This is a genomic window from Clostridium sp. Cult1 (assembly GCF_021655095.1).
GTDB lineage: Bacteria > Bacillota > Clostridia > Tissierellales > Tepidimicrobiaceae > Schnuerera.
In genome coordinates, this window is sequence record NZ_PPXW01000001.1 from 1,864,865 (window position 1) to 1,889,201 (window position 24,337).

The 24,337-nt window shown below is 30.6% G+C and carries 25 protein-coding genes; 22 read left to right on the plus strand and 3 right to left on the minus strand.

Annotated elements, in window-relative coordinates; translation table 11 throughout:
* Positions 1-167: 167 nt before the first annotated feature.
* The 19 genes from C3E89_RS09270 (at position 168) to C3E89_RS09355 (ending at position 18,650) form a co-directional block, all read left to right on the plus strand.
* Positions 168-1,664, plus strand: coding sequence for a glycine betaine uptake BCCT transporter (locus C3E89_RS09270; protein WP_442870615.1), 1,497 nt, complete (start codon positions 168-170; stop codon positions 1,662-1,664).
* A 100-nt stretch (positions 1,665-1,764) separates the two neighbouring features.
* Positions 1,765-2,778, plus strand: a complete 1,014-nt coding sequence (locus tag C3E89_RS09275; protein ID WP_236912326.1) for a YkvI family membrane protein — start codon at positions 1,765-1,767, stop codon at positions 2,776-2,778.
* A gap of 153 nt (positions 2,779-2,931) precedes the next feature.
* On the plus strand, positions 2,932-3,750 hold the full coding sequence (locus C3E89_RS09280) for an alpha/beta fold hydrolase (protein ID WP_236912327.1): 819 nt from the start codon (positions 2,932-2,934) through the stop codon (positions 3,748-3,750).
* Positions 3,751-3,856: 106 nt separating this feature from the next.
* The gene (locus C3E89_RS09285; RefSeq protein WP_236912330.1) at positions 3,857-5,254 is read left to right on the plus strand and encodes a sigma-54 interaction domain-containing protein; all 1,398 of its coding nucleotides are present in this window, start codon (positions 3,857-3,859) and stop codon (positions 5,252-5,254) included.
* A gap of 157 nt (positions 5,255-5,411) precedes the next feature.
* Positions 5,412-6,440, plus strand: a complete 1,029-nt coding sequence (locus C3E89_RS09290) for a 3-oxoacyl-ACP synthase (protein WP_236912332.1) — start codon at positions 5,412-5,414, stop codon at positions 6,438-6,440.
* A gap of 10 nt (positions 6,441-6,450) precedes the next feature.
* Positions 6,451-7,746, plus strand: coding sequence for an acetyl-CoA hydrolase/transferase family protein (locus C3E89_RS09295; RefSeq protein ID WP_236912334.1), 1,296 nt, complete (start codon positions 6,451-6,453; stop codon positions 7,744-7,746).
* Between the two features lie 17 nt (positions 7,747-7,763).
* A complete protein-coding gene (gene phaZ, locus C3E89_RS09300; RefSeq protein WP_236912337.1) occupies positions 7,764-8,645 on the plus strand; it encodes an intracellular short-chain-length polyhydroxyalkanoate depolymerase in 882 nt (293 codons plus the stop codon).
* A gap of 16 nt (positions 8,646-8,661) precedes the next feature.
* Positions 8,662-9,381, plus strand: coding sequence for a beta-ketoacyl-ACP reductase (locus tag C3E89_RS09305; RefSeq protein WP_236912339.1), 720 nt, complete (start codon positions 8,662-8,664; stop codon positions 9,379-9,381).
* A gap of 101 nt (positions 9,382-9,482) precedes the next feature.
* Complete coding sequence (locus C3E89_RS09310) at positions 9,483-9,929, plus strand: hypothetical protein (RefSeq protein ID WP_236912342.1); 447 nt, start codon at positions 9,483-9,485, stop codon at positions 9,927-9,929.
* A 13-nt stretch (positions 9,930-9,942) separates the two neighbouring features.
* The gene (locus tag C3E89_RS09315; RefSeq protein ID WP_236912343.1) at positions 9,943-11,454 is read left to right on the plus strand and encodes a sodium/proline symporter; all 1,512 of its coding nucleotides are present in this window, start codon (positions 9,943-9,945) and stop codon (positions 11,452-11,454) included.
* A gap of 10 nt (positions 11,455-11,464) precedes the next feature.
* Positions 11,465-11,878, plus strand: coding sequence for a PH domain-containing protein (locus tag C3E89_RS09320; RefSeq protein WP_236912344.1), 414 nt, complete (start codon positions 11,465-11,467; stop codon positions 11,876-11,878).
* Positions 11,879-12,115: 237 nt separating this feature from the next.
* Positions 12,116-12,241 (plus strand): alpha/beta fold hydrolase, encoded by a 126-nt coding sequence (locus C3E89_RS13520; RefSeq protein WP_442870594.1) that lies wholly within the window; start codon positions 12,116-12,118, stop codon positions 12,239-12,241.
* Between the two features lie 197 nt (positions 12,242-12,438).
* Entirely contained in the window at positions 12,439-12,717 is a 279-nt protein-coding gene (locus C3E89_RS09325) for an alpha/beta fold hydrolase (RefSeq protein WP_236912346.1), read from the plus strand.
* Positions 12,718-12,998: 281 nt separating this feature from the next.
* Positions 12,999-13,871 carry a branched-chain amino acid ABC transporter permease gene (locus C3E89_RS09330; protein ID WP_236912348.1) on the plus strand — a complete coding sequence of 291 codons (873 nt, stop codon included), beginning with the start codon at positions 12,999-13,001 and terminating at the stop codon, positions 13,869-13,871.
* Positions 13,872-13,883: 12 nt separating this feature from the next.
* On the plus strand, positions 13,884-14,918 hold the full coding sequence (locus tag C3E89_RS09335) for a branched-chain amino acid ABC transporter permease (protein ID WP_236912351.1): 1,035 nt from the start codon (positions 13,884-13,886) through the stop codon (positions 14,916-14,918).
* The gene (locus C3E89_RS09340) at positions 14,911-15,744 is read left to right on the plus strand and encodes an ABC transporter ATP-binding protein (RefSeq protein ID WP_236912353.1); all 834 of its coding nucleotides are present in this window, start codon (positions 14,911-14,913) and stop codon (positions 15,742-15,744) included. The genes C3E89_RS09335 and C3E89_RS09340 overlap by 8 nt, the downstream gene beginning before the upstream one ends.
* On the plus strand, positions 15,737-16,474 hold the full coding sequence (locus tag C3E89_RS09345) for an ABC transporter ATP-binding protein (RefSeq protein ID WP_236912356.1): 738 nt from the start codon (positions 15,737-15,739) through the stop codon (positions 16,472-16,474). The genes C3E89_RS09340 and C3E89_RS09345 overlap by 8 nt, the downstream gene beginning before the upstream one ends.
* Positions 16,475-16,477: 3 nt before the next feature.
* Positions 16,478-17,728 (plus strand): ABC transporter substrate-binding protein, encoded by a 1,251-nt coding sequence (locus C3E89_RS09350; RefSeq protein ID WP_236912359.1) that lies wholly within the window; start codon positions 16,478-16,480, stop codon positions 17,726-17,728.
* A gap of 127 nt (positions 17,729-17,855) precedes the next feature.
* Positions 17,856-18,650 carry an alpha/beta fold hydrolase gene (locus C3E89_RS09355; RefSeq protein ID WP_236912360.1) on the plus strand — a complete coding sequence of 265 codons (795 nt, stop codon included), beginning with the start codon at positions 17,856-17,858 and terminating at the stop codon, positions 18,648-18,650.
* A gap of 119 nt (positions 18,651-18,769) precedes the next feature.
* Here C3E89_RS09355 and pdxR read toward each other — a convergent pair whose 3' ends face one another.
* Entirely contained in the window at positions 18,770-20,215 is a 1,446-nt protein-coding gene (pdxR, locus tag C3E89_RS09360) for a MocR-like pyridoxine biosynthesis transcription factor PdxR (RefSeq protein ID WP_236912362.1), read from the minus strand.
* 118 nt (positions 20,216-20,333) lie between these two features.
* Here pdxR and C3E89_RS09365 point away from each other — a divergent pair, with 118 nt between their 5' ends.
* From C3E89_RS09365 to C3E89_RS09375, 3 genes are read left to right on the plus strand one after another with little or no spacing between them, the layout of a single operon-like run.
* Positions 20,334-21,410, plus strand: coding sequence for a DUF5711 family protein (locus C3E89_RS09365; RefSeq protein ID WP_236912364.1), 1,077 nt, complete (start codon positions 20,334-20,336; stop codon positions 21,408-21,410).
* A 25-nt stretch (positions 21,411-21,435) separates the two neighbouring features.
* Positions 21,436-22,029 carry a CvpA family protein gene (locus C3E89_RS09370; protein WP_236912366.1) on the plus strand — a complete coding sequence of 198 codons (594 nt, stop codon included), beginning with the start codon at positions 21,436-21,438 and terminating at the stop codon, positions 22,027-22,029.
* A 14-nt stretch (positions 22,030-22,043) separates the two neighbouring features.
* Entirely contained in the window at positions 22,044-22,673 is a 630-nt protein-coding gene (locus C3E89_RS09375) for a hypothetical protein (protein ID WP_236912368.1), read from the plus strand.
* A gap of 14 nt (positions 22,674-22,687) precedes the next feature.
* Here C3E89_RS09375 and C3E89_RS09380 read toward each other — a convergent pair whose 3' ends face one another.
* Both C3E89_RS09380 and C3E89_RS09385 read right to left on the minus strand, forming a co-directional pair.
* Complete coding sequence (locus C3E89_RS09380; protein WP_236912369.1) at positions 22,688-23,077, minus strand: SHOCT-like domain-containing protein; 390 nt, start codon at positions 23,075-23,077, stop codon at positions 22,688-22,690.
* Positions 23,078-23,089: 12 nt separating this feature from the next.
* The gene (locus tag C3E89_RS09385) at positions 23,090-24,331 is read right to left on the minus strand and encodes a DUF4097 family beta strand repeat-containing protein (RefSeq protein ID WP_236912371.1); all 1,242 of its coding nucleotides are present in this window, start codon (positions 24,329-24,331) and stop codon (positions 23,090-23,092) included.
* Positions 24,332-24,337 lie beyond the last annotated feature (6 nt).

The window sequence follows — 24,337 nt, forward strand, 5'->3', positions numbered from 1 at the left end:
TCAAAGGAGGAACAATGGAAGTTAAGATATCATAGAGTTGGAGTAGCTTTAGAAGCATTGACTACAGATGTTAAAGAGCAAACTGTATTTAAGGTTAAATATTAATCACTTTTCTTAGAAGAAGAGATATATCTCTTCTTCTAAGAAAAGAAAATAAACTTGGGGGGATTATAGTGATAAAAAAAGATAATCAAGTATTTAATATTTCACTTGTTATTGTACTAATAATTTCTTTATGGGGAATTATATCACCAGAAACTTTTGGTGATATTGCAAATAAAATATTCAATTTCCTTACTACCCAGTTTGGTTGGTTTTACTTAATATCAATGTTTTTCTTTGTAGCTTTTATGTTGATAATTGCTTTTAGTAAATATGGTAGTATAAAATTAGGTCCAGATGATTCAAAACCTGAATATAGTTTTATTACATGGTTTGCAATGCTATTTTCTGCTGGAATGGGTATCGGGTTAGTTTTTTGGGGAGTTGCTGAACCTTTAAATCATTTTATGAATCCTATGGGAGTAGAGGCTGCAACATCAGAAGCTGCAAATTTCGCTATTTTTTCATCTTTTCTACATTGGGGAATACATCCTTGGGCAAATTATGCTGTAATAGCTCTTCCTTTAGCATATATGCAATTTAGGAAAAATAAGCCTGGATTAATTAGTAGTATTTTTATCCCCTTAATAGGAGAAGAAAAAGCTCAAGGCCCTATTGGAAAATTTATTGATATATTAGCCATATTTGCAACAGTAGCTGGAGTTGCAACTTCTCTTGGTTTAGGAGTTCTTCAAATCAATAGTGGATTGAACTATTTGTTTAATATTCCTATTAATACAACAGTTCATATTCTTATCATTGTGATCGTTACATGTCTATTTATGGCCTCTGCAATATCAGGGTTAGATAAAGGTATAAAAATTTTATCTAATACAAATGTTGCATTAGCTGGTGCTCTTATGTTATTAACTCTAATATTAGGACCAACATTAAAAATAATTAATTCATTAACAAATGGTATAGGTATGTATTTATCAAATTTTATAGAAGCAAGCTTTCAAATAAATGCTTTTGGCGATAATAGTTGGATTGGTGGTTGGAGAATATTTTATTGGGCATGGTGGATAGCTTGGGCTCCATTTGTTGGAGTGTTTATTGCACGTATATCAAAGGGAAGAACTATTAAAGAGTTTATATTAGGAGTATCTTTAGTTCCTGCCCTAGGATCGTTTTTATGGTTTGCAGTATTCGGTGCTACTGGTATAAGTTTAGGACCAGAAGTTGCTACCGAAGCCATTAAAGTTACAGAAACTGCCTTGTTTGTAGTAATGGAACATATACCTTTAGGTAGTATAATATCTTTAGTAGCTATACTTTTGTTATGTACATTTTTTGTTACTTCTGCAGATTCAGCAACATTCGTTTTAGGTATGATGTCTAGAAATGGAGATTTAAATCCGGATACTAAAACAAAGGTGATATGGGGAATTATTCAATCAATGATGGCTCTTGCCCTTATGTTGGCTGGAGGATTACAAGTACTTCAAACTGGATCTATTGCTGCAGCATTTCCATTTGCTTTTGTAATGATATTTGCGTGTTTCTCATTCTTAAAAGAATTGAGAAAAGAGGACCTTAATCATATTGAAAAAGCAAAATAATATAAAAAACTAGGCTTTAACGGCCTAGTTTTTTATATTATTTCAGTTATAGGATAAGCCTCCTTTCTAATATTATTAATTAGCAGGAAGGGGGCTTAAGATGAAAAACTGGATTAAAATTGCATCTATATATGTAGGTACAGTAATAGGAGCTGGTTTTGCTTCAGGCAGGGAAATCATTGAGTTTTTTGGAATTTATGGTCTTAAAGGTATCTGGGGTATTATAATATCAGGATTATTATTTTCAATTGTAGGGAGTTTACTTTTAGTAAAAATATATGATAAAAAAATAAAAGGATTTGATGAACTGGTAATTAATTTATTTGGTGAAAGATTTGGAACTTTATTGGATACTATAATGATTTTTTCTTTATATACAGGATTTAGCGTAATGATATCTGGATCTGGAGCAATATTTAAAGATGAACTAGGTCTTTCATACAATATAGGAATTATTGTTATGGTAGTTTGTGCTTTTATAGTCTTCTTATTTAGTTTAGAAGGTCTATCCTTTATCAATTCCATATTAGTGCCTTTATTGATTATTGGGATTATATTTACATCTATTTATCTGAATATAAGAGAAGGATATAATTTTTCAAATATTCAAGGGGCCAGTATTACCAGTAAAGGTAATTTTATAACATCTTCCATCCTATATTTTGGTTCTAATTCTTTAATAATAATTATAGTATTTTCATCTCTATATCCATTAATTCATAGTAGAGAGACTGCAATAAAGGGTGGTATAATAGGAGGAATTATATTATTTATACTTGGAATCTCAATATTAACCTCTATGCTTATATACTATAATGAGATATTTAATTTAAATATTCCCATGTTAATGGTGTGTAATTATATATGTAAAAGTTATAGAAAACTATATGCTATTATCCTTTGGATTGCTATGTTTACCACTGCATTGGCCAATGGATTTGGATTTATGAATAGGGTATCCAAAGGAAAGGGAAAAATATTAATTACTGCTTTATTTTGCGTAACTGCTATCCCATTAGCTAAGGTTGGCTTTGCAAACCTAGTAGGAATAATATACCCTGTTTTTGGAGTAATTGGGTTTGGGATGATTATGTTTATTTTAGTAAAAGATTAGTGTATTAATTTGAGACTAATGTTTATTATTTATACATTTTTTTAGACTTTACATGAAATTTTATTGATGCATATTCGAATAATCTACTATTTTATATTTGGCATATAAGTTGCAAGTATAATAATAAAAATAGATAAATGGAGGTTAAATAACATGGCCTATATGGAAATTAAAGGGAAAAAGATTTATTTTGAAAAACATGGAGAAGGGGAAGTATTAGTATTGTTAAATGGAATAATGATGAGTACAGCTAGTTGGTTACCATTTATTGATATATTATCAAAAGATTACAAGGTCTTATTAGTAGACCTATTAGATCAAGGACGTTCTGATAAGGCCGATAGTGAATATGATCAGCAGATACATGTAGAAATGCTAAAAGAGCTATTTGATAAACTAAATTATAAAGAAATACATTTATTTGGAGTATCCTATGGTGGTGAAGTAGCTCAGTTATTTGCTTTAAAGTATGGATATATGCTCAAATCTCTAATATTATCAAATACTACTAGTTATACAAATAAATCAATGCAGGATTTAGAAAGGGCTTGGGATTATGCCGCTTCTACCTATGAAGGTTCAATATTTTTCAGTATTACTATGCCTAGTATTTATTCTCATATATTCTATGAAAAAAACAACCAATGGTTAAAGGAAAGAGAAAGACAGTTTGGTGAATTACTAGATAAAAATTGGTATGACGGATTCAGAAGAGCAGCAAAAAGTGCGCATAATCTAAATATAACTAAAGAATTACATAAAATAGATATTCCTACTTTAATCATAAGTTCCGATTTAGATACTATAACACCTGTAGAATATCAGGAAATTATATTTAAAAATATTCCAAATGCAAAATGGATTTTAATTAAAAATGCAGGACATGCCTCTATGTATGAAAAACCTTATGAATTTTTAAGTATATTAATGGGATTTTTAAAAACAATAGAATATGAAATAAGAATAATATAATAATTGATAAAATAAAATATAGGGATCTAGACAAATTAGGATCTCTTTTTATTTTCATACAATAATGGTATAATGTAACAAAGTTAAAAGAAATAAGGTGATATAAATGGCATCATTTTTGGAGAGTAGGGATTTCAAATCCTTTTGCCATAGCGTATTCGGAAGTTTACCTATATCAGTAGATATATTAGATAAAAATGCAAATATCATTTACATGAACGAAGCTTTTTTAGATTTTTTAAAATTAAAAGAAGAGGATGTAATTGGTAGGTTAGTAACAGACGTAAATCCTACTTCTAAGTTTCCTGAAACATTGCAATCGAAAAGAGCAAGTATTGCTGAAGAACATGTCTTTCCCAATAATAAACCAGCTATAGTACATCGTATTCCTATTTTTGATGATGAAGGAGAAGTTATTGGCGGATTTGGTATGCTTTTATTTGAAGATATAAAAAAAGCTAAGGATATAGCAGAAAAGTACGCTGAAATAAATAAGGAACTAGCTTTATATAAAAATGAATTAGCTAAAATAAATACCACTAAATATACCCTTGAAGATATATATGGAATATCTGATGAAATAAACATTTCAAAATCGAAAGTAAAAAAAATCGCCAAAGTAAATTCAAATGTTGTCATATTGGGAGAAAGTGGCGTTGGTAAAGAGCTCTTTGCCCATTCTATTCATAATGAAAGCAGTCGTTCACAGGGCCCATTTGTAACTTTAAATTGTTCTGCTATACCAGAAAACTTATTTGAATCCGAATTATTTGGCTATGAAGAAGGAGCTTTTACTGGAGCTAAAAGAGGAGGCAATATAGGAAAATTTGAATTAGCTCATGGAGGCACCATATTTTTAGATGAAATAGGGGATATGTCCCATCCTATGCAGGTGAAACTGCTAAGGGTTTTACAAGAAAAAGAAGTGCTAAGAATAGGTGGGAAAAGCCCCATAAGATTAGATGTAAGAGTCATATGTGCAACTAATAAAGATTTAGTAAAAATGGTAGAAGAGGGAACTTTTAGAGAAGATCTTTATTATAGGCTTAATGTACTAACCTTAGAAGTACCTCCTTTAAGAAAGAGGAGAGAAGATATGGCAATACTAATTGAAAAGTTTTTAGGGGAATTTTATAAAGAGACAGGCCTATATAGAAAGGTTCCTAAAAATGTAATTGATAAATTAAGTAAATATGATTGGCCTGGCAATATAAGAGAGCTAAGAAATGTTGTAGAAAGGATGGCAGTTAGTTCTGAGGGGGTGAATATTACCACAGGTGATATTCCTAGATATATCCTAGAAAAATCTCTAGTAAGCAATTATAAAACTAATCAGGTTGGACTTAAAAATATTGTTGAATCTGTGGAAAAAGATGTAATAATTCAAATGTTAAAAGAAGCTGAAGGTAATAAGAGTAGAGCAGCTAAAAAGCTTAATATCCCAAGAGCTACCTTATATAGGAAAATGGAAGAATACGGCATTGATGATAAACAATATATGTAACAAAACAAAACAACTGTATATTAATACTACAATGAAAGTTAGCAAGTTTTTGCTAACTTTTTTAATTTATGAGTATTTTTAGGGATTTACTCCTTAATATATTTTGGCATAGAATTTGCTAGTAATATTGTTAGAAAAAAATTAAGGAGGAATAAATGTGAAAGATCATGTAGGAATAGCAGGTTTAGGAATATATATTCCAAACAAGATAATGACTGCTAAAGAAATTAGTCAAGCAACTAATGGAGTTTGGGCTGAAGAAGCAGTTAGAGAAAAACTAGGTATAAGTAAGAAATATTTACCTGGTCCAGAGGATGGAACTCAAGAAATGGGCTACAAGGCAGCAAAAAACTTAATAGATGAATATGGTGTAGACCCTCTTTCCATTAATATGATAATTTCCATCGGAGAGGAGTGGAAGGAATATCCACTGACTACAACAGCAATTTATATTCAAGAGAAAATAGGCGCATATAATGCATTTGCTTTTGATTTGCAACAAAGATGCTGCACAAATATAACCGCAATGAAGGTAGCTAAAGATATGATGTTAGCAAACGATGATATAAAAACAGTCCTTATATGTGGTGGATATAGAAATGGAGATTTTATAGACTACACTAATTCTAGAGTAAGTTTTATGTTTAATCTATCTGCTGGCGGTGGAGCTATATTATTAAAGAAAAACTATGGTAAAAATGAATTACTAGAAACAAGCATAGTAACAGACGGTTCTTTTGCAAGGGATGTAGGAGTTAGATACGGAGGTACAGAAGATCCAATTACAGAAGAAAATATTAATGAAGCTTATAAATCTCTAGATGTATTTGATGTAGAAGGTATGAAGGCTAGACTAAACGAAAAATCTACACCTAATTTCTTATTTGTAATAAGAGATGCTTTAAGAAAAAGTGGTTATAGTCAAGAAAATTTAGACTATTTAGCAATTCTTCACTTTAAATATTCAGCTCATAAATTTATTTTAAATGAATTAGGTTTAGATGAATCAAAATCTATTTATTTAAGGGATTATGGTCATATGGGACAAATTGATCAGATATTATCATTAAAATTAGGTTTAGATGAAGGAAAGATTAAGGATGGAGATATAGTTGCAACAGTTGGGGCTGGTATTGGATATGCTTGGGCAGCAAACGTTATTAAATGGGGAAAAATAGAAGGCTAGGAGGTAAAAAATGAGTTGGAAAAAAGAATATAACAATAAAAAGATAACTGTAGATGATGCACTTAATATGGTTAAATCCAATTATGATATCGTAGTTGGATTAGCAGCATCTGAACCTATGGATTTTTTAAATAGACTCCATGAAGTAAAAGACAATGTTGAAAATGTTAATGTATTGACTTGTTTAAATATGGGAAACTATGAATTCACTAAAAATCCAGATATGTATGGTCATTTTACTAATTTAGCTTGGTTCTATACACCATTAACTAGAAAAGCACAACCTTATAAAACGGCTTCCTTTATACCAAATCATTTACATTTGGCTGCAAAAGCCAGGTTGGATTATAAGAAACCAAATGTATTTATGGCAACGGTATCTCCAATGGATAAACATGGGTACTTTTCTCTTTCTTTATCTTTAACATACGAAAGAGAATTTTTGGAGGCAGCAGATATTGTAATTCTAGAAGTAAATGAAAATTATCCTAGAACTTATGGAGATACATTTGTTCATATAAATGATGTGGACTATCTCTATGAAAGCAATCGTCCTGTACCAGAATTACCTGTTGTAGAACCTAGTGAAAAAGATATGATTATTGGTGGATATATATCGGAATTAGTAGATGATGGATCTACAATACAACTAGGCATAGGTGGTATTCCTAATGCAGTAGCAAAATCCTTAATCAATAAAAAGGATTTAGGAATTCATACAGAAATGTTTACAGATGGTATGGTTGACTTGTATGAAGCAGGGGTTATAACTAACAAGAAAAAATCTATCCATAAAGGAAAATCTATTACTACCTTCGCCCTTGGTTCTAAGAAACTATATGATTTTATAGATGATAATCCAGGGGTAGAATTAAAAAGAGGTGCCTATACAAATGATCCATATGTAGTAGGTCAAAATTATAAGATGGTATCCATTAATACATCTTTACAGTTAGATTTAACGGGTCAAGTTTGTTCTGAATCTTTAGGCCATATTCAATATAGTGGTACAGGTGGTCAAGCTGATACTGCTATAGGTTCACAGATGAGTCCTGGGGGTAAATCAATAATAGCATTATACTCAACGGCTAAAAAAGATACCATATCCACCATAGTTCCTCTATTAACTGAAGGTGCAGCTGTATCCCTTTCAAGAAACGATGTGGATTATGTAGTAACCGAATATGGGGTGGCACCCTTAAGAGGTAGGGAAATTAGACAAAGGGTAAATAATTTAATAGCTATAGCTCATCCAGATTTTAGGAGTGAATTACAAAAAAAGGCTAATGAGTTGATGTTATGGTAAATTAGAGGAGGATGAATATGCTAAAAAAAGTAGTACTTCCCAATAGGGAAGAAATAGCTTTTAGAATTGGAGGAAATGGACCAGAAACTTTAGTTATGGTCCACGGCAACTTGGTTTCTTCAAGGCATTGGGGAACTTTATTAGAAAAACTTTCTAATAAGTTTAAAGTAATTGCATTAGATTTAAGGGGAGCAGGTGAATCTTCTTATAATGAAAATGTTGAGACATTTAAAGATTGGGCAAACGATATCAAATTGTTTTGTGATGAATTGGATTTAAAAGATTTTAACCTACTAGGATGGTCTATGGGTGGAGGGATAATACAACAATTTGCAGTGGATAATCCAAATTATGCAAAGAAAATGATATTATTTGGTTCTATCCCTCCATCTGGATATCCATATGTTAAGAAAGGGCCAAAGGGAGAGTTTTTGGATGAGTACTATGATAATAAAGAAGAACTTTTACAGGATCCAGTCCAATTAAAGCCTATGATAGATGGACTAGAAAATAAGAATAGAGATTTTATGAAACAGCTTTGGGCTATGTCAGTATTCAACATTAAAGTTCCCGAAAAGGAAGAATTTGAGATATTAATAGATGATGTTTATAAGACTAGAAACTTAAAGGATGCTGCATGGGCAGCTCATGCTTTCAATATTTCTCATATAAATAATGGAGTATTTGATGGAACTGGAGAGATTGACAAAATTAAAATACCTGTGTTAATAATTGGCGGAGAAAAGGATCTAATATGTCCTATTTCAATGCATGAATTCACAAAAGATCAAATAGGGGAAAATGCAGTATTAGAAATTATTCCTAATGCTGGGCATGCATTTCATTATGATAATGAGGACTTAGTAGTAGAGAAGATAACTAATTTTATTTTTGAATAAAGAGGAGGATATAAATATGAGATTAAAAGACAAGGTAGCTATAGTAACAGGTGGAAGAAGAGGATTAGGTAGAGCAATGTCAGAACTATTTGCTAAAGAAGGGGCAAAGGTTATAGCTGTAGATGTAGAAGAACTCTCCTATGAAAATCCGGATATTGAAGGATATAAGCTTGATGTAACAAACACAGAAGATTGTAAAAGCTTCTTTGATTATGTGGTAGAAAAGTATGGAAGAATTGATGTACTCGTTAATAATGCAGGAATAACTAGGGATGCAATGACAAGAAAAATGACAGAAGAACAATGGGATTTAGTAATAGATGTAAATCTTAAAGGTGTATTTAATTTAACTAGACATATAGGACCCTATATGCAATCTCAAGGTGGAGGATCCATTATAAATATATCTTCAGTTGTAGGTGAATATGGAAATATTGGTCAGGCTAACTATGCTGCAACAAAAGCGGGAGTTTTAGGTCTAACAAAAACTTGGGCTAAAGAATTCGCTTTAAAAGGTGGAAATGTAAGAGTTAATGCTATTGCACCTGGCTACACTATGACAGATATTTTAAAAACAGTTCCTCAGGATCTATTAGATAAATTTGCAGCTCAAACCATGCTTGGAAGATTAGGTCAACCAGAAGAAATTGCTAATGCCGCATTATTCCTAGCTTCCGATGAAGCATCCTATGTTACAGGACATACTTTAAGTGTAAATGGTGGAATGAGGCTATAATTAAAAAAGAAATAATAATTTGGAAGGAGGTGAGTTTATATAATCATAATAGTCCTAATACAGAATTAAAGTTAAAATAAACACCTAAAGGAGGTATTAAAGTGGATAGAAATGATCAAACCGTTCTATTGCTATTATTATCAGCAATATTATTATTAATTGCTCAAATTTTTGAAAATTCACTATTATTTGCTATTTCATTCCCGGTGTTAATGTTTTCATGGATGTGGCTAGGGGCGTTGAAGAAAGGGAAAGTAAGAGGGTTAGCAAAATATTCTTTACTGGGAGTATTGGCAATTTGGCTTATAGGATTTATTGCCATGGAGAGAATGGATCATTCAAGTTTTGGAAAATTCTTCGGGGGATTACCGTTGGGAACAGCAATTATGATGTATGTTGCGTGGTTTTTACCATTTTTAGTTGGAACAGTAGCTTATAGTATTAGATTTGAAAAAGATTATATAACCATGGAGGATTTGGAAGAATTCTCTAAAGCTACTGATGTAAAAATGGAGGATCTGATAGAAATAGAAAATGTAAAAGGATAAAAGGGGGATATATATGGCAACTATTAGAATTGTAGTAGGATTATATATGCTGGTTGTTTTATATATTGGATATTGGGCTATGAAGCAGACAAAAAGTAGTACGGACTTTTTTATAGCAGGTAAAAAGTTAGGACTTTATGCTTTAGCTATGGCTTCTTTTTCAGCTGCTATATCTGGGTGGGTATTTGTAGGTGGACCAGGGTTATTTTATAGTGTTGGTCAAGGTTCTCTCTGGATGACTTTTCCAACATCTGTTTCTTTTTTAATGGCTTGGATTATACTTGGTAAGAGAATGAGACTTTTAACAGATGTAAAAGGAAGCATGACTGTATCGGACGCTATTTATGAAAGGTATAATTCAAAATTAGTAAGTGGTATTTCTGCGGCTGCTTTATTAGTTGGACTAGTTCTATATTTAGCTAACCAGATTACAAGTTTTGCTTTTATTTTATCACCTATATTTAATTTAAAACATGAACTAGCAGTAATTATCGGTATGCTAATCGTTTTAATTTATTCTGTAGCCGGTGGAATGTTAGCAGGAGTATATACAGATGTATTCCAAGGGACTATTATGATCCTTTCCTCTATCTTTATATTCATTATGGCTTTGGTTAAAGGCGGAGGTACTGTTAATATGACTAGCACTATAGCTAGTACTATGGCAGATGGCACTGGAGCAAATTTTATAGGTCCTTGGGGCTTAGCTTCACCAATTACTGCTATGAGTTGGTTTTTCCTATTGAGTATAGGAATTGTAGGTCAACCTCATATAGTGCATAAATTCTTTATGGTAAGAGATACCAATAAGTTGAAATGGGGACCCACTTTGGCAGCAGTAGGAGGAATGATGGCTGGATTATTGTGGTTTGGTGTAGGATTAGTTGTAAAATATTTATCCTTAACTGGGCAATTATCAACTGAGGCAATGGATTTATTAAGTAAATCAGCAGATAATACTATAGTTGTATTTTTAAATAATTATACACCAAAAATTATTGCTGGTTTAGTCTATGCAGGTATAGCATCGGCAATTATGTCTACAGCAGATTCCTTTATTAATATAGCATCAGCTGCAGTTGTAAGGGATTTACCATTTTCATTAGGCAAAGAATTAGATTCAAAACAAGAGCTAGTATATGGTAGATTAGCAGTGGCAATACTTTCGGTTATTGCAGTAATCCTCGCCTTAACTTTAGGTTCTCAGGGAATTGCCTTACTTGGTGCTTTTGGTTGGGGAACGTTTGCTGCAGCTTTAGCTCCCGCAGTAGGCATAGGTTTCAATTGGAAAAAAGGCACTAGGCAAGGGGCCCTATGTTCTATAATAGTAGGTCTTATACTAAATATTGGATTAGAAGTAGCAAAAACTCTGCAATTGCCTTTCTATGTAAATAATATTGGAAATAAGGGCATATATAACGGGACTTTATCTTTAGCAATTTCTATAATAGTTTATATATTAGTTTCTTATGTAACTAAGAAACAGCCATTAGATAAGGAAATGGAATCTTTATTAGAAGCATAGGTGGGAAAATATGAATGAAAAAGTATTAGGTTATTTAACAGAATATTTTCAGATAAATGATTTCTTTAAAAAATTTTATGAGTTAGTATTTACAGATAAAAGACTCCTTATAATAAATACTGGAGAAACCTTTAGATCTTGGTTTGCTAGAACGGATGTAGCCTATAGTAAAAGAGAGAATTTGTTGGAAATGGATATAATGGACATTTTTAAGAACTTCGAAGAAAAAAAAATAGAAAGCATTTATTATAAAAATATTGAGGAAATTGTTCTATCCAATAAAACTTTTATAAAAAACGGCAAGATCAAAATAGAATTATGTGAAGGCAAGAAAACATACTATACCTCTAAGGAAAATTCCATTGGAGAAATACAAAAAATATGTAGAGAATATGATGTACCTATTACCATAACAGTAAATTAATATTAAAAAACATATTCAAAAAATTAAATAATTTTATTTTTAGGTTTATATTTATTAACAAAGGTGAGTTATGGGGAATGCAATTTGGATTTTAGTGTCAAATATATTCTTATATTTGACACTATGGATTTTTAGAAAGGTGGATTTTATGAAGAATATTGACCTAAAAAGGATAAGGTTATCAAACAGTGAAACTTATGGTTATAACATTATCTAGGGGGAGATAAAGTTATAGTTTTGGTTCACGGAAACTTAGCAAGCTCTAAACATTTTGATACTCTTATGGAATCTTTACCTAAAGAGTATACTGTATATGCCATAGATATGAGGGGTTCGGAGTTTCGACTTATAATAAACCTATAAATTCTTTAAGAGATTTTTCAGAAGATTTAAAATCGTTTTTAGATGCCTTAAATTTTAAAAAAATTGATTTAGCTGGGTGACCCACAGGTGGTAGAGTTAGAAGGATAAAGATTACTATAGAAAAATATGGGGTTCTGCTATATATACACAAAAAAACTGAATCCAAAAGATATGAAGAGTATATAGAAGAAAGTTTAATGCAAAAAAATTTAATAGATGTTCACTATGCTTTAGCCTCATTTAATATATCTAATTCTTTTAATGGCATAAGTATGGGAACAGGAGAAATCAGCAAAATAAAAGTTCCTACAGCTATAATTCAGGGAAAAGAAGATATACTAGTATCCCTTGATATGGCTCAAACTATAAAAGATGGTATAGGGAAAAATACAGAGTTTATATTATTTGACCACTGCGGCCATGCACCTTTTGTAGATGTATTAGATGAAATAGTTAAAATTATAATGGAGTTTTGAAATGATATTAGCTAATCATTATAAGGTAATAAGAAAGCTAATATTAATAAATGCAATTTTATTAAACAATTTATGTAACAAAATCAAACAACTGTATAGTAATATTACAATAAAAAACTAGCAAAGTTTTGCTAGTTTTTTATCTATGAGTATTTATGCGGGTTTTGCTTTTGAAAAAGTCTTGGCATAGAATTTGCTAATTTAATATATTATTAGAAAAATGCTAAGTAAATAATCTATGTAGCTAGTGCAGTTTGGGTAAAGAAAGGGGACTAGTGGTAATGAGTATATTTATTCAAATACTTCTAAACAGTTTAGAAATTGGGGGTATATACGCCCTTGCATCTTTAGGCATTATATTAATATTTAGGACTTCAATTACAACCAATTATGCCCAAGGAGCTATAAGCATGTTTAATGCATTTGTAGCTACTTATATACTATTAAGTACTGATATTCCAGTTTATGTAGCAGCTTTACTTGGAATGTTAAGCGCGTTTATTGTGGGAGTCATTGTTGATAGAGTAGTTATCTCTAGGACACAAAATATTGATCCCGTATCAAAACAGATCATTACCCTTGGATTACTAATGGTTTTTTTAGGCCTTGCACCAATGATATTTGGAACAGACCCAATTCAATTTCCAAGGTTTATATATGGAAGTCATATAATATTTGGGGCAACGATTTCATACAATGCTATTCTTAATATTGGGGTTGTAATAGGAATAATGTTATTTTTATTCTATATGCTTCAGAAGAGTAAGTGGGGTCTTTCCATAAGAGCAACCGCCTCAAATGAAATAGTTGCAAGAATGATGGGTATACCTACATCTTTTGTTACTATGACATCTTGGGCAATTGCTGCAGCTCTTGGCGTTCTTTCGGCTTTAATGTTAGCTCCAACTACTAGTGTAAGCATTACTATGATGGATGGGGTTCAAATTGTGGCTTTTTTATCATGTGTTTTGGGGGGATTTCAAACTTTTTATGGACCAGTAATTGCTGCCTATATAATAGGTTTTGCAAGTAATTTTATTTCTTATTATATATCTTCTATATGGAGTGACCCAATTCTTTATATTTTAATTTTAGTAGTAATTCTATTTAAACCTAATGGTATATTTGGTAAAAAAGTAGTAAAAAAAGTATAGGAGGTAAATACATTGGAAAAAAAAGAGAATAAACTCATTATGTGGTATAGAAAAAAGAAGCCTTATTCAGACTATATACTTTTTGGAATTTTGCTAATTCTTCTTCCTATACTGGTAGAGCTAAGAATTTTGAAATATTCCTATCTGACAACAATTGCTAGTATACTTATATATTCAATAGTGGCACTAGGGCTAAATATCCTATTAGGGTATTCAGGATTAATATCATTAGGCACTGCGGGTTTTATGGGGCTTGGAACATATCTTGCAGCTTATATTACTGCAGATTTAAATCTCCCTTTTGAATTGTCATTGATAATTTCTGTAATAGTACCCATGTTAATAGGTATTTTAACTGGTCTTGTTTCCTTAAGGATTGAAGGTTTTTATTTAGCTATAGCTACATTAGCAATATCGGAAATACTCAGAAAAGTATTTGTAGAACTTGAAGTAGTGACAAATGGATTTTCTGGCAAAAAAGCAGACTACCCTCAGCTTCTAGGTTTCATAGATTTGGATAGAAGTGGAACTTTCATACTGATAGTAATAATTCTTGTAGCTATTATGGTAATAACTTATAATCTGATAAATAGTTATACAGGACGTGCTTTTTTAACTATGAGAGGTAGTGAATCAGCTGCTCAGGCCATGGGGATAGATATATATAAATATAGACTTCTTTCTTTTGCTATAACTGTAGCTTATGCAGGGCTTGGTGGCACCTTATATATGCATTTTGTCAAATATACTTACCCGGACACATGGACTCTGTTGCTTTCTCTAAATATTTTAGCTGCAATAGTAATAGGTGGTATTAGATCGATACCTGGAACTATTTTAGGATCCTTTGTTGTATTTGGAGTTCCAGATCTTATACTGAAGAGACTTCCTGTTTTAGGAGAATTCGATGGGTTAGCTTATATATTCAATGGAATACTAATAGTTTTAATAGTATTATTCTATCCTACAGGTCTCATACATGTAAAAGAAGATATTAAAAAAAAGCTTTCAAAGTTAAGAAAAAGAAAGGAGAGCTACAGTGGATAAGGAAATATTGAAAAGTAAAGATGGTATAACTGGGGATATAGTGCTTAAAGTTGAAGATCTTTCTATAGCATTTGGCGGATTAAAAGCTGTAGATTCATTATCTTTTCATATCAAAGAAAAAGAAATCTTTGGACTTATAGGGCCCAATGGAGCAGGAAAAACTACTGTGTTTAATTGTATTACACAATTTTATAGACCTGATGGGGGAAAAGTTTTATTTAGAGGAAATAATGGAGAAATTGAAGATTTAGTTGGTCAAAAACCTCATGAAATAATTTCTAAAGGGCTAGTTAGAACATTTCAAAATATAGAACTTATTAGAGAATTAAGTGTAATTGATAATTTACTGGTAGGTTCACATATAGAATTTGAAGCTTCAATATTTAGTCAAATATTGAAGCTCCCCAAAGCAAGGGAAGAAGAAGTAAAGTTAAGAAAAAAAGGAGAAGAAGTGCTTAAGTATATGGACCTATATGATATCAAGGATCAACTTGTGGCAGGGCAACCCTATGGTGTCCTTAAAAGGATAGAACTTGCCCGTACATTAATGTGCAATCCTAAACTTATAATCCTAGATGAACCTGCAGCTGGTCTAAATGAATCGGAAACTTTGGCATTAATAGAAAAAGTTAGAGATATAAGGGATAGATATGATTGTTCCATACTTTTAGTAGAACATGATATGAAATTTGTTACAGATTTATGTGATAGGATATGTGCTATTTCCTTTGGTAAACTTCTTGCTATAGGAACACCTGAGGAAATAAAAACTAACGAAAAGGTTCAGACAGCTTATCTAGGAAAGGAGGAAGAAGATTATGCATGAAATAGCTTTAAGCATTGAAAATTTAAAAGTAAACTATGGGAATATAGAAGCTCTTAAAGGGATAAGCATGTCTGTTGAAGATGGTCAAATAGTTGCCCTACTGGGCTCCAATGGTGCAGGAAAGACTACAACTTTAAGAAAAATATCAGGAATTTTAGATGCAGTTGAAGGACAAATAAAATTTTTTGGTCATGATATTACGGCAATGCCTGCAAACAAAATAACTTCATTAGGTATTGTTCAATCCCTTGAGGGAAGACAACTATTTAGGGATCTTACCGTTAAAGAGAACTTAATGACAGGAGCTTATACTGTAAAAGATAAAAATAAAATACAACAAAATTTCCAGAGGGTATATGGATACTTTCCTGTACTTAAGGAAAGAAAGGATCAGATAAGTTCAACCCTTTCAGGTGGTGAGCAACAAATGCTTTCCATTGGAAGAGCCCTTATGGGAAGCCCAAAATTATTATTGTTAGATGAGCCATCCTTAGGTCTGGCACCTTTAATAGTAAAAAGTATATTTGAAATAATTAAAGAGATCAGGAAAGATGGGACTACAGTATTAATTGTAGAACAGAATGCTTTGCAAACGTTGAAAATAGCTGATTATGCTTATGTTCTTGAAGTAGGAAGAATTATAATGGAAGGTAGTACAGAAGAGCTTCTTAATAATCCTTTACTTATAGAGGCTTATCTTGGTAGTAAAAAGAAAAATGAGGGGGTTTAATTCATGAAAAAAAGTAAAATTTTATCAATCTTTATGGGAGTTGTAATTTTACTATTATCTATCACAGGTTGTTCTAGTAAAGATGAGGTAGCACAAGGGGTAACTGATACGACAATAAAAGTAGGAAATGTAGCTGCTACCTCTGGTGCTTTTGCAACTGTAGGAGTTCCATTTAATGCAGGTATACAAGCATATTTCAAGCAGGTTAATGATTCTGGTGGAATTGATGGCAGAACTATAGAGTTTGTCCATTATGATGATGAGTTTGATCCAGTAAAAGGAAAGGCATTTACAGAACAATTGATAAATGACGACAAAGTATTTGCAATTGTTGGCCATTTTGGGACGCCAACTATAGGGGCTACGGTAGATCTTTTAAAGGAAACGGGAATTCCTACTGTATATTTTGCAGCAGGAATATCAGATCTATATTATGAAGACGCAACCTCCGTAGAAAATGGTCAAGGACTTTTTCCAGTTCAGCCCATATATGTAACTGAAGGAAGGCTAACCGTTGCAAGGGCTATTGAAGAACATAATGTAAAAAAAATAGGTGTCATATATACTAATGATGATGCAGGTAAAGATTTGTTAGCTGGAGTAGAAAATCAAATAGAAAAATTAGGTGGTGACTATATTGTTGTTAAGGAGCAAGTAAATCCTGGAGCAGCTGATGTTTCTTCAGCAGTATTAAAGATGAAAAATGAAAATGTAGATGTTATTATAGCAGCTTCTATACAAGCTACTTTTCCAACAATAGTGAAAGAACTTATAAATAAAGGGCTAGATAAACCTGTATTTACAACTTATTCTAACGCAGATGCTACTACTATTTCAAATTTTACAAACGACTATGTAAATGCTCAAAACAAATTCCCAATATATTCAAATGCATGGGTAGACCTTAGCGATGAAGAAGAGGTTCAGGCATTTGTAAAGGGAATGACTGAATTTGGTGAACCTGATTATGCATCAAACGCTTTTGCTATGGCAGGTTGGATAGCTGGTCATTTCATGGCTGAAGGGCTAAAAAGAACTGAAGGTAATGTTTTAAATTGGGAAAACTTCATGAAGGCTATGGAAAAAGAAGAATTTAAGATTCCTATGGGTGGAACGGTTGATTTTTCTGAAGGGAAGCGCCTTGGAGCTCAAGCAATGTCATTACTAAAGGTATCCAACGATGGATCAACTTGGGAAAATGTACGACCTATAGAGGATTTAAACGATATTTTAAAAAGAGTGGAGAATAAATAATATCAATAGATCTAATATAAAAAGATGCTATGCTATGGAAGTAGCATCTTTTTATATTAGAATAAATAAGACATAAAAGGCATTTTTTTGCTATACTAATATTAACAACCAAATGGGAGATGATGAAATGCCTTATATAAACATTATGAATAAAAATATATATTATAAAGAATATGGAAATGGTGAACCAGTAGTTTTTTTAAATGGAATGATGATGACTACCAACAGTTGGTCTCCTTTCATTAAAACTGTATCTAAGAATTATAGGATGATAACTATTGACTTGTTGGATCAGGGTAAATCCGATAGTTATGAAGGCAGTTATACTATAGAAACTCAAGCTGGTTTTTTGAAAGGGTTTTTAGATAAGTTAGAACTTAGTAAAGTTTATTTAGTAGGTATGTCCTACGGGGGGAAAGTAGCCCTTAACTTTACATTAAAATATGGATATAAAGTAAAATCTTTAATACTATCAAACACAGATAGCTATACTACAAATATAATGAAAGAAATAGGAAAAGCATGGGAATATGCAGCATCGACCTTAGATGGAGATTTTTTTTCAAGTGTAGCTATGCCCTATATGTATTCCTATAATTATTATGAAGAGAATTATGAAGATATAGAGGAGAAAAAAAGGATCTTATCAAGAATTCTAAACGATAAATGGTATAAAAGGTTTAGTAAAGGTTTGCAAAGTGCAATAGATTATAATATCCATAATAGTATAAAAAACATTAAGGTTCCTACATTAATCATAAGCTCCGAATTAGATATCCTTACTCCAATTAAATATCAATATCTAATTCACCAAGAAATTAAAGACTCTAAATGGATCATTCTAAAAGAGGTAGGTCATGCAGCTATGTATGAAAAGCCAGAAGAGTATATATCTATTATAATGAATTTCATAAAGGATTAAAAATCCAAGATGATAATAGATTATGTTGAAACTATTATCCTAAGCGAAAGACGAAGAATCTTGAACTTAAGGTTCTTCGCTAACGTTTAGAATAATAGAATTGGTGTTTAGTTTGGATATTAAACAAAGGGCAAATACTCATTATTATCATCATTATATTTTTTCCGAAGATAATTTTCTACTATCTTAATACCTTGGGTTATTTCTTCATTGGATACTGCTCCAAAACTTAGTCGGATATAGTTAGAATATATACTATCATCAATAAAAAATATTTTACCTGGTACCAACGCCACATTGTTTTCTACACATTCATTATACAGTTCTATAGAATCTATTTCCTTTGGCAATTTGACCCAAATACTAAGGCCACCGTTAGGTTTAACAAAATCAGCACCATACTTTTCAAGCTCTTCCAATTCTTTTACCATGGTGTTATATTTTTCAGTATATACTTTTTTTATGGTTTCCATATGGCTTTTCCAATAGCCTTTTCTTAGATAGAGGTCAAAAGCTCTTTGCAAAAAACCAGAGGAAGAAATATCTGTAGTGTGTTTAGCACGTATTATTTCCTTAAAAAGTTTTTTTGGTACCGTCATGAAACCAATTCTTACACCTGGCATAAATATCTTTGAAAAACTTTTTATATATATAACTTGATCTAAATTATCCATAGATTTTAAGGGGATTTTTTTACTATTATCATAATTTAAATCTGTTAAGAAATCGTCTTCAATAATATAAAAGTTATATTTTTTACTTAGATTAATAAGTTCCTTCTTTTTTTCTTCACTATAGGAATAAGTAGTAGGACTTTGGTAATTAGTCATCATATATAAAAATTTAGGCCTATATCTTTTAATATACTTGTGAAATATATCTAAATCCAATCCATCCTCTAACATTGGAATTCCCATAATTTTAGCCCCTCTAGACTTAAAAGCAGCTATAGCTCCAGAATATGTAGGATTTTCAACAAAAATACAATCTCCTTGAGAAATTAAAGTTTTAGCAATTATATCTATACCCTGTTGGCCTCCAGAGATTACCTGTATCTGATCTTTATCAACGGTCATATTATAATTTTCATGTAAAAAAGAAGTAATAGACTCTCTAAAAGGTTCATAACCATTGATTTCAGGATAAACAAATGCATTTCCTTTATCTCTATCCAATACTTCAATTAGAGTTTGCTTAAACTCCTCTATAGGAAAAATTTCAGGTGTAGGTGATACAGAAGCAAAATTAATACTATTCTTTGATATAGGAAGTACTCCCCCAATCATCAATTCAATATCTCCATCTTCCATATAGGGAATATCTATATCATAACTAGACTTCCTTACATAAGTTCCACTTCCCTTTATAGAATATACATATCCCTCTTGTTCCAAAAGTTTATAAGCATTTACAACTGTAATATTGTTTACATCTAATTTATTTGCTAAACTTCTAATAGAAGGAAGTTTTTCTCCTTCTCTATAATGGTTTTCTTCTATTGAGCTTCTAATGTTTTCATAAAGCTGTATATATAAAGGAGTATTTAGATTTTTATCAATTAACATTATTCTACCTCCTAATAAATGTATGGGTACATTTATTATATCAGATTATAAAATATTCACAAATATTTTGAAGGATATTATTAAAATATAACGAATTATAATATTATGGGGTGATACTATGGACCATAAAGGAATTAAAAGTAAAGGTTTTAAATTTTTCGTAATAATTTTTATTGGAATTATATTGCTATTTTCAAAAAGGGAAAACCAGGAAAAATTTATAAATTTCATAAAAGATTCAAAGATTGGAGTAAAGGAGTTAGAATTAAAGAATTCTATCCCTATAGATATTAATATAGATCAAGCGGCTACTTATGGTGACAGTATTATCCTATGGGGAGAAAATAGATTAAAAAAATTGAAATTAGATGGTAAAGTGGAATGGGAAAAAGAATTTAATACAGATGAACCTTTAGCCTATTTTGGAAAAGAAGAAATATTTGTATATGAAAGGCCAACAGGTCAAGTTTATATTCTAAATCCTCAAGGAGAAACTATAGACAACTTAAAATTGAATATGGAAATCTATAATATAGCTGAGAACTCTGGAGTAATATTAGCACATATTAAAGAAGAAGATAATGAAAAGATTAATATATTAGATAAAAAGGGTAATTTAATTGAAGAAAGATCGACAGAGAATAAAAACATACTAACCTATTGTATTGACAAAAATAATAAAAGCTATGGATTAGCTACTTTAAATTTAAAAGGGGAGAATTTAAAAACGGAAATTCAAATCCATGGCATAGAAGGTGAATTTCTATGGACAGCTTATTTGGATAACGAAATTGCCATGTATTTGAATTTTGATGATAAAAATAATTTAATAGTATTATCGGATAAAGGGATATATCAAATCAATGATGGAAGTATTTTATGGAAAAAGCAATTTCAGCTTATAAAGGATATTTATATGGATGATGAAAATATCCATATTCTATATGGAAATACATTAGAAACCATATCTTTTGATGGAAGGACTTTGGAAAAGGATTCATTTACAGAGGAATATAGAAAAATACTTTATTTTGATAGATATATAGTATTATATGGAAACAATCATATTATTGGGTTAAAAGAGGGAAGAGAAGTGTTTAAATATAAATCGGAGGATCCCATAATAAAAGTTATGAAAGGGGTGCAAAAACTTATTGTAGTTTATGAAGATAAGATAGATATAATTCCATTATAATAAAGATTAGGTTTGGGGGATTAATATGAACTGGCTAGATATAGTTATGATACTTATTTTGATATATACAATATCAAAAGGATTGAGATTAGGACTTGTTTTGTCCATATTTAAAATTATTCAAGTGATATTGTCTATAATAATTACTAAAAGGTATTATCCTGTTGTTTATGGGTATATAATAAATAATCCTAAAGTATATAATATATTTAAAAGCATAACGGAGGTTATATTAAAAATCCTATTTCATTCTAGAATTAAGGAGGAGATTAATTATATCCATAATCTATTTTCAACAGGATTGTTAAAAGTTATTATAACTATTTCATCAATGGTTATTGTATTTTGTTTAGCCAATATGCTGATTAGCATCATTTTAGGTTTTTTTTCATTCCTTTTGGATGTACCGATATTAAAACAGTTGAATAAAACAGGAGGTATATTATTTGGATTGATAGAGGGGTTGTTTATCATCTATTTGCTAAATTTAGTATTATCTCCAATAGCTTCAATTTTTCCTCAATCTTTTATTGGAACCGGTGTATATGATTCTTTAATCTTTGATTATTTAAAAAGCATAGATTTAAATTTAAATTTTTCTAATGGAACCTTTATTTAAATAGGAGGGATATAATGAAAAGAAATAGCTACTCTTTTGGTTTGTTATTAGTGTTTGTTGGGGTATTGTTCCTACTTTTGAATTTAGAAGTATTAAATATTAATTGGATTTTATTTCTACTATCTATAGGACTCGTAATAAGCTATTTTATTCAAAAACATATGGGTTATTTAATATCGGGTTTAATACTATTGGGAATATCTTTAATTTCTTTATTAAATCAATATGTTTTTCCTGAAATAAATGTGAAAAGCTTTTTATTCCTATGGATATTTGGAGTTATATCCTTAACATTATATTTTAGACAAAAGAATAAAGGGTTTTTGATAATTGGTACAATCCTACCTGCTTTAGGAACTTATAATTTAATTGAAGAATTAGCTTTATCGGATGTTAACTGGGTTTTATTTATACTATTTGGAATTGCTTTTTATATCATCTACATAGTAGGATATAGAAATTCTGGCATAGAATGGCCTAAGCATTTAGCTTGGATAATGGTGGTTATATCTGCACTATTTTTAATATCATCTAAAACATCCATTAAATTTGGTTTTTGGAAGCTAATATCCTATATAATACCATTAGGATTAATAGCTATAGGCATAAAGATTATATATAATATAACAAAATTAAAAGAATAATCCCAGAACTGGGATTATTCTACTATTACTTCAACTTTTTCTCCACCCTCACCTTCTATATCTACTAATTTTCCTGAGGCTCCATTTTTTATAGCCTCAAATAGTTCATTTATATCATTTTCGTTAAGACCAGATTCTTTCAATTCTGGAACGAAGTTTGGAGCTACTTTGCCTGCTATTTTTATACCTACATCTATTAGCGCTACAGGTATAGTTACATTAACCTTGTTATTACCTTTAGGTTCAACTATTCTTACCTTTAACCATTTAGATTTTTGGTTTTCCATATAATTATTTTTGGTTTCATTAAGGGCATCTAATAGTTCTATACCTTCTTCACTAGTAATTTTACCTTCTTCTATCATCCTTAAAATTTGCAGCTTTTCATCTTTAAAATCTGTCATTTAAATCCCTCCTTACCTAATTTTTATTGAACCGTTAGAAGTAGAAGCATCTAAAACAAAATGTTCTTCTTTTTCATCGAAATTAGCACTATGTGCAACTATCTTTTTCATGCCTAAACTTACCTGCCTGTTAACCTCATATACAAGGTCTGGTAAATCTAAATCAATATTTCCTAAGGAAGTCTCTAGATGAAAATAACTCATTTTATTTAATTCACCTATTTCTACATCTATAGTTGAATTAGAGGTAGAAAGCTTTAATTCGCTAATTTTTTTGTTATCTAAATCCCTGCATATTATCTTTCCGTTAGACGTAGCTAGTTTAATTATCTTGCTACTTATATCATTGATTTCAATAGAACTATTGGAAGTATTAGCGGAAATATCTTTTCCTAATATATTAGAAAGTTTAATTCTTCCGTTTTTAGTAGAAACTATTAAATTATCGCTATCAATATCTTCTAGTATAATATTTGAATTGGTACTAACAGCCTTCAATATAGGAGAGGAAATATTTATTAAATTAATTCTCCCATTTTTAGTTGTCAAATCAATGTTTTTTCCTATAATATCTTTTAAAGAAATAGAAGCATTAGTTGTATCGCAATTAAGTATTTTTAAGTTAAGACTTTCTGCCTGAATCTTGCCATTGGATGTATCTAAATTTATTTCTTTGTAATATCTATCAGGCAAATATACATCTAAATTCATCATTACATTATTGGCATATATAGGTTCAAATATTATTTTATTATTTTCTTCATATAGATCATAAAACTTATCATCCTCAGTAAAATTGTTATGTTTATATTGATAGATGATTTTAATTAATAGTTTTTCTTTTTCCCAACTTTTCAGATTAATACTACCATTGATTGACTTTAAATGGATTGTAGGGCTATCCATGTAAGATATATCCTTTTCAACTTTTGTATTTAATACTTTATAGTTTCCTAGTAGATTAAAGGGATTTCCTGTGCTAAATAAATTGCTAAAGGTATTCGCTAATTTACCACCTAAGTCTATTCCTAGACTTTCTACTTTCTTATTTTGGTCTTTAATATTTTTTTCTAATCCTTCCAGCTTTTCCTTAGTTTTGTCTATGTTAATAAACTTTACTTCATTATCTTCAGTGGATTCATATTCTATGAAGCTTTCCGTTTCTTCTAATGCATCTAATAGTTTTATAGCTTCTTCGCTGGTTATTTTACCTTCCTCTAACATGGATAATATCATTAATTTTTCATCCTTCATTTTGAT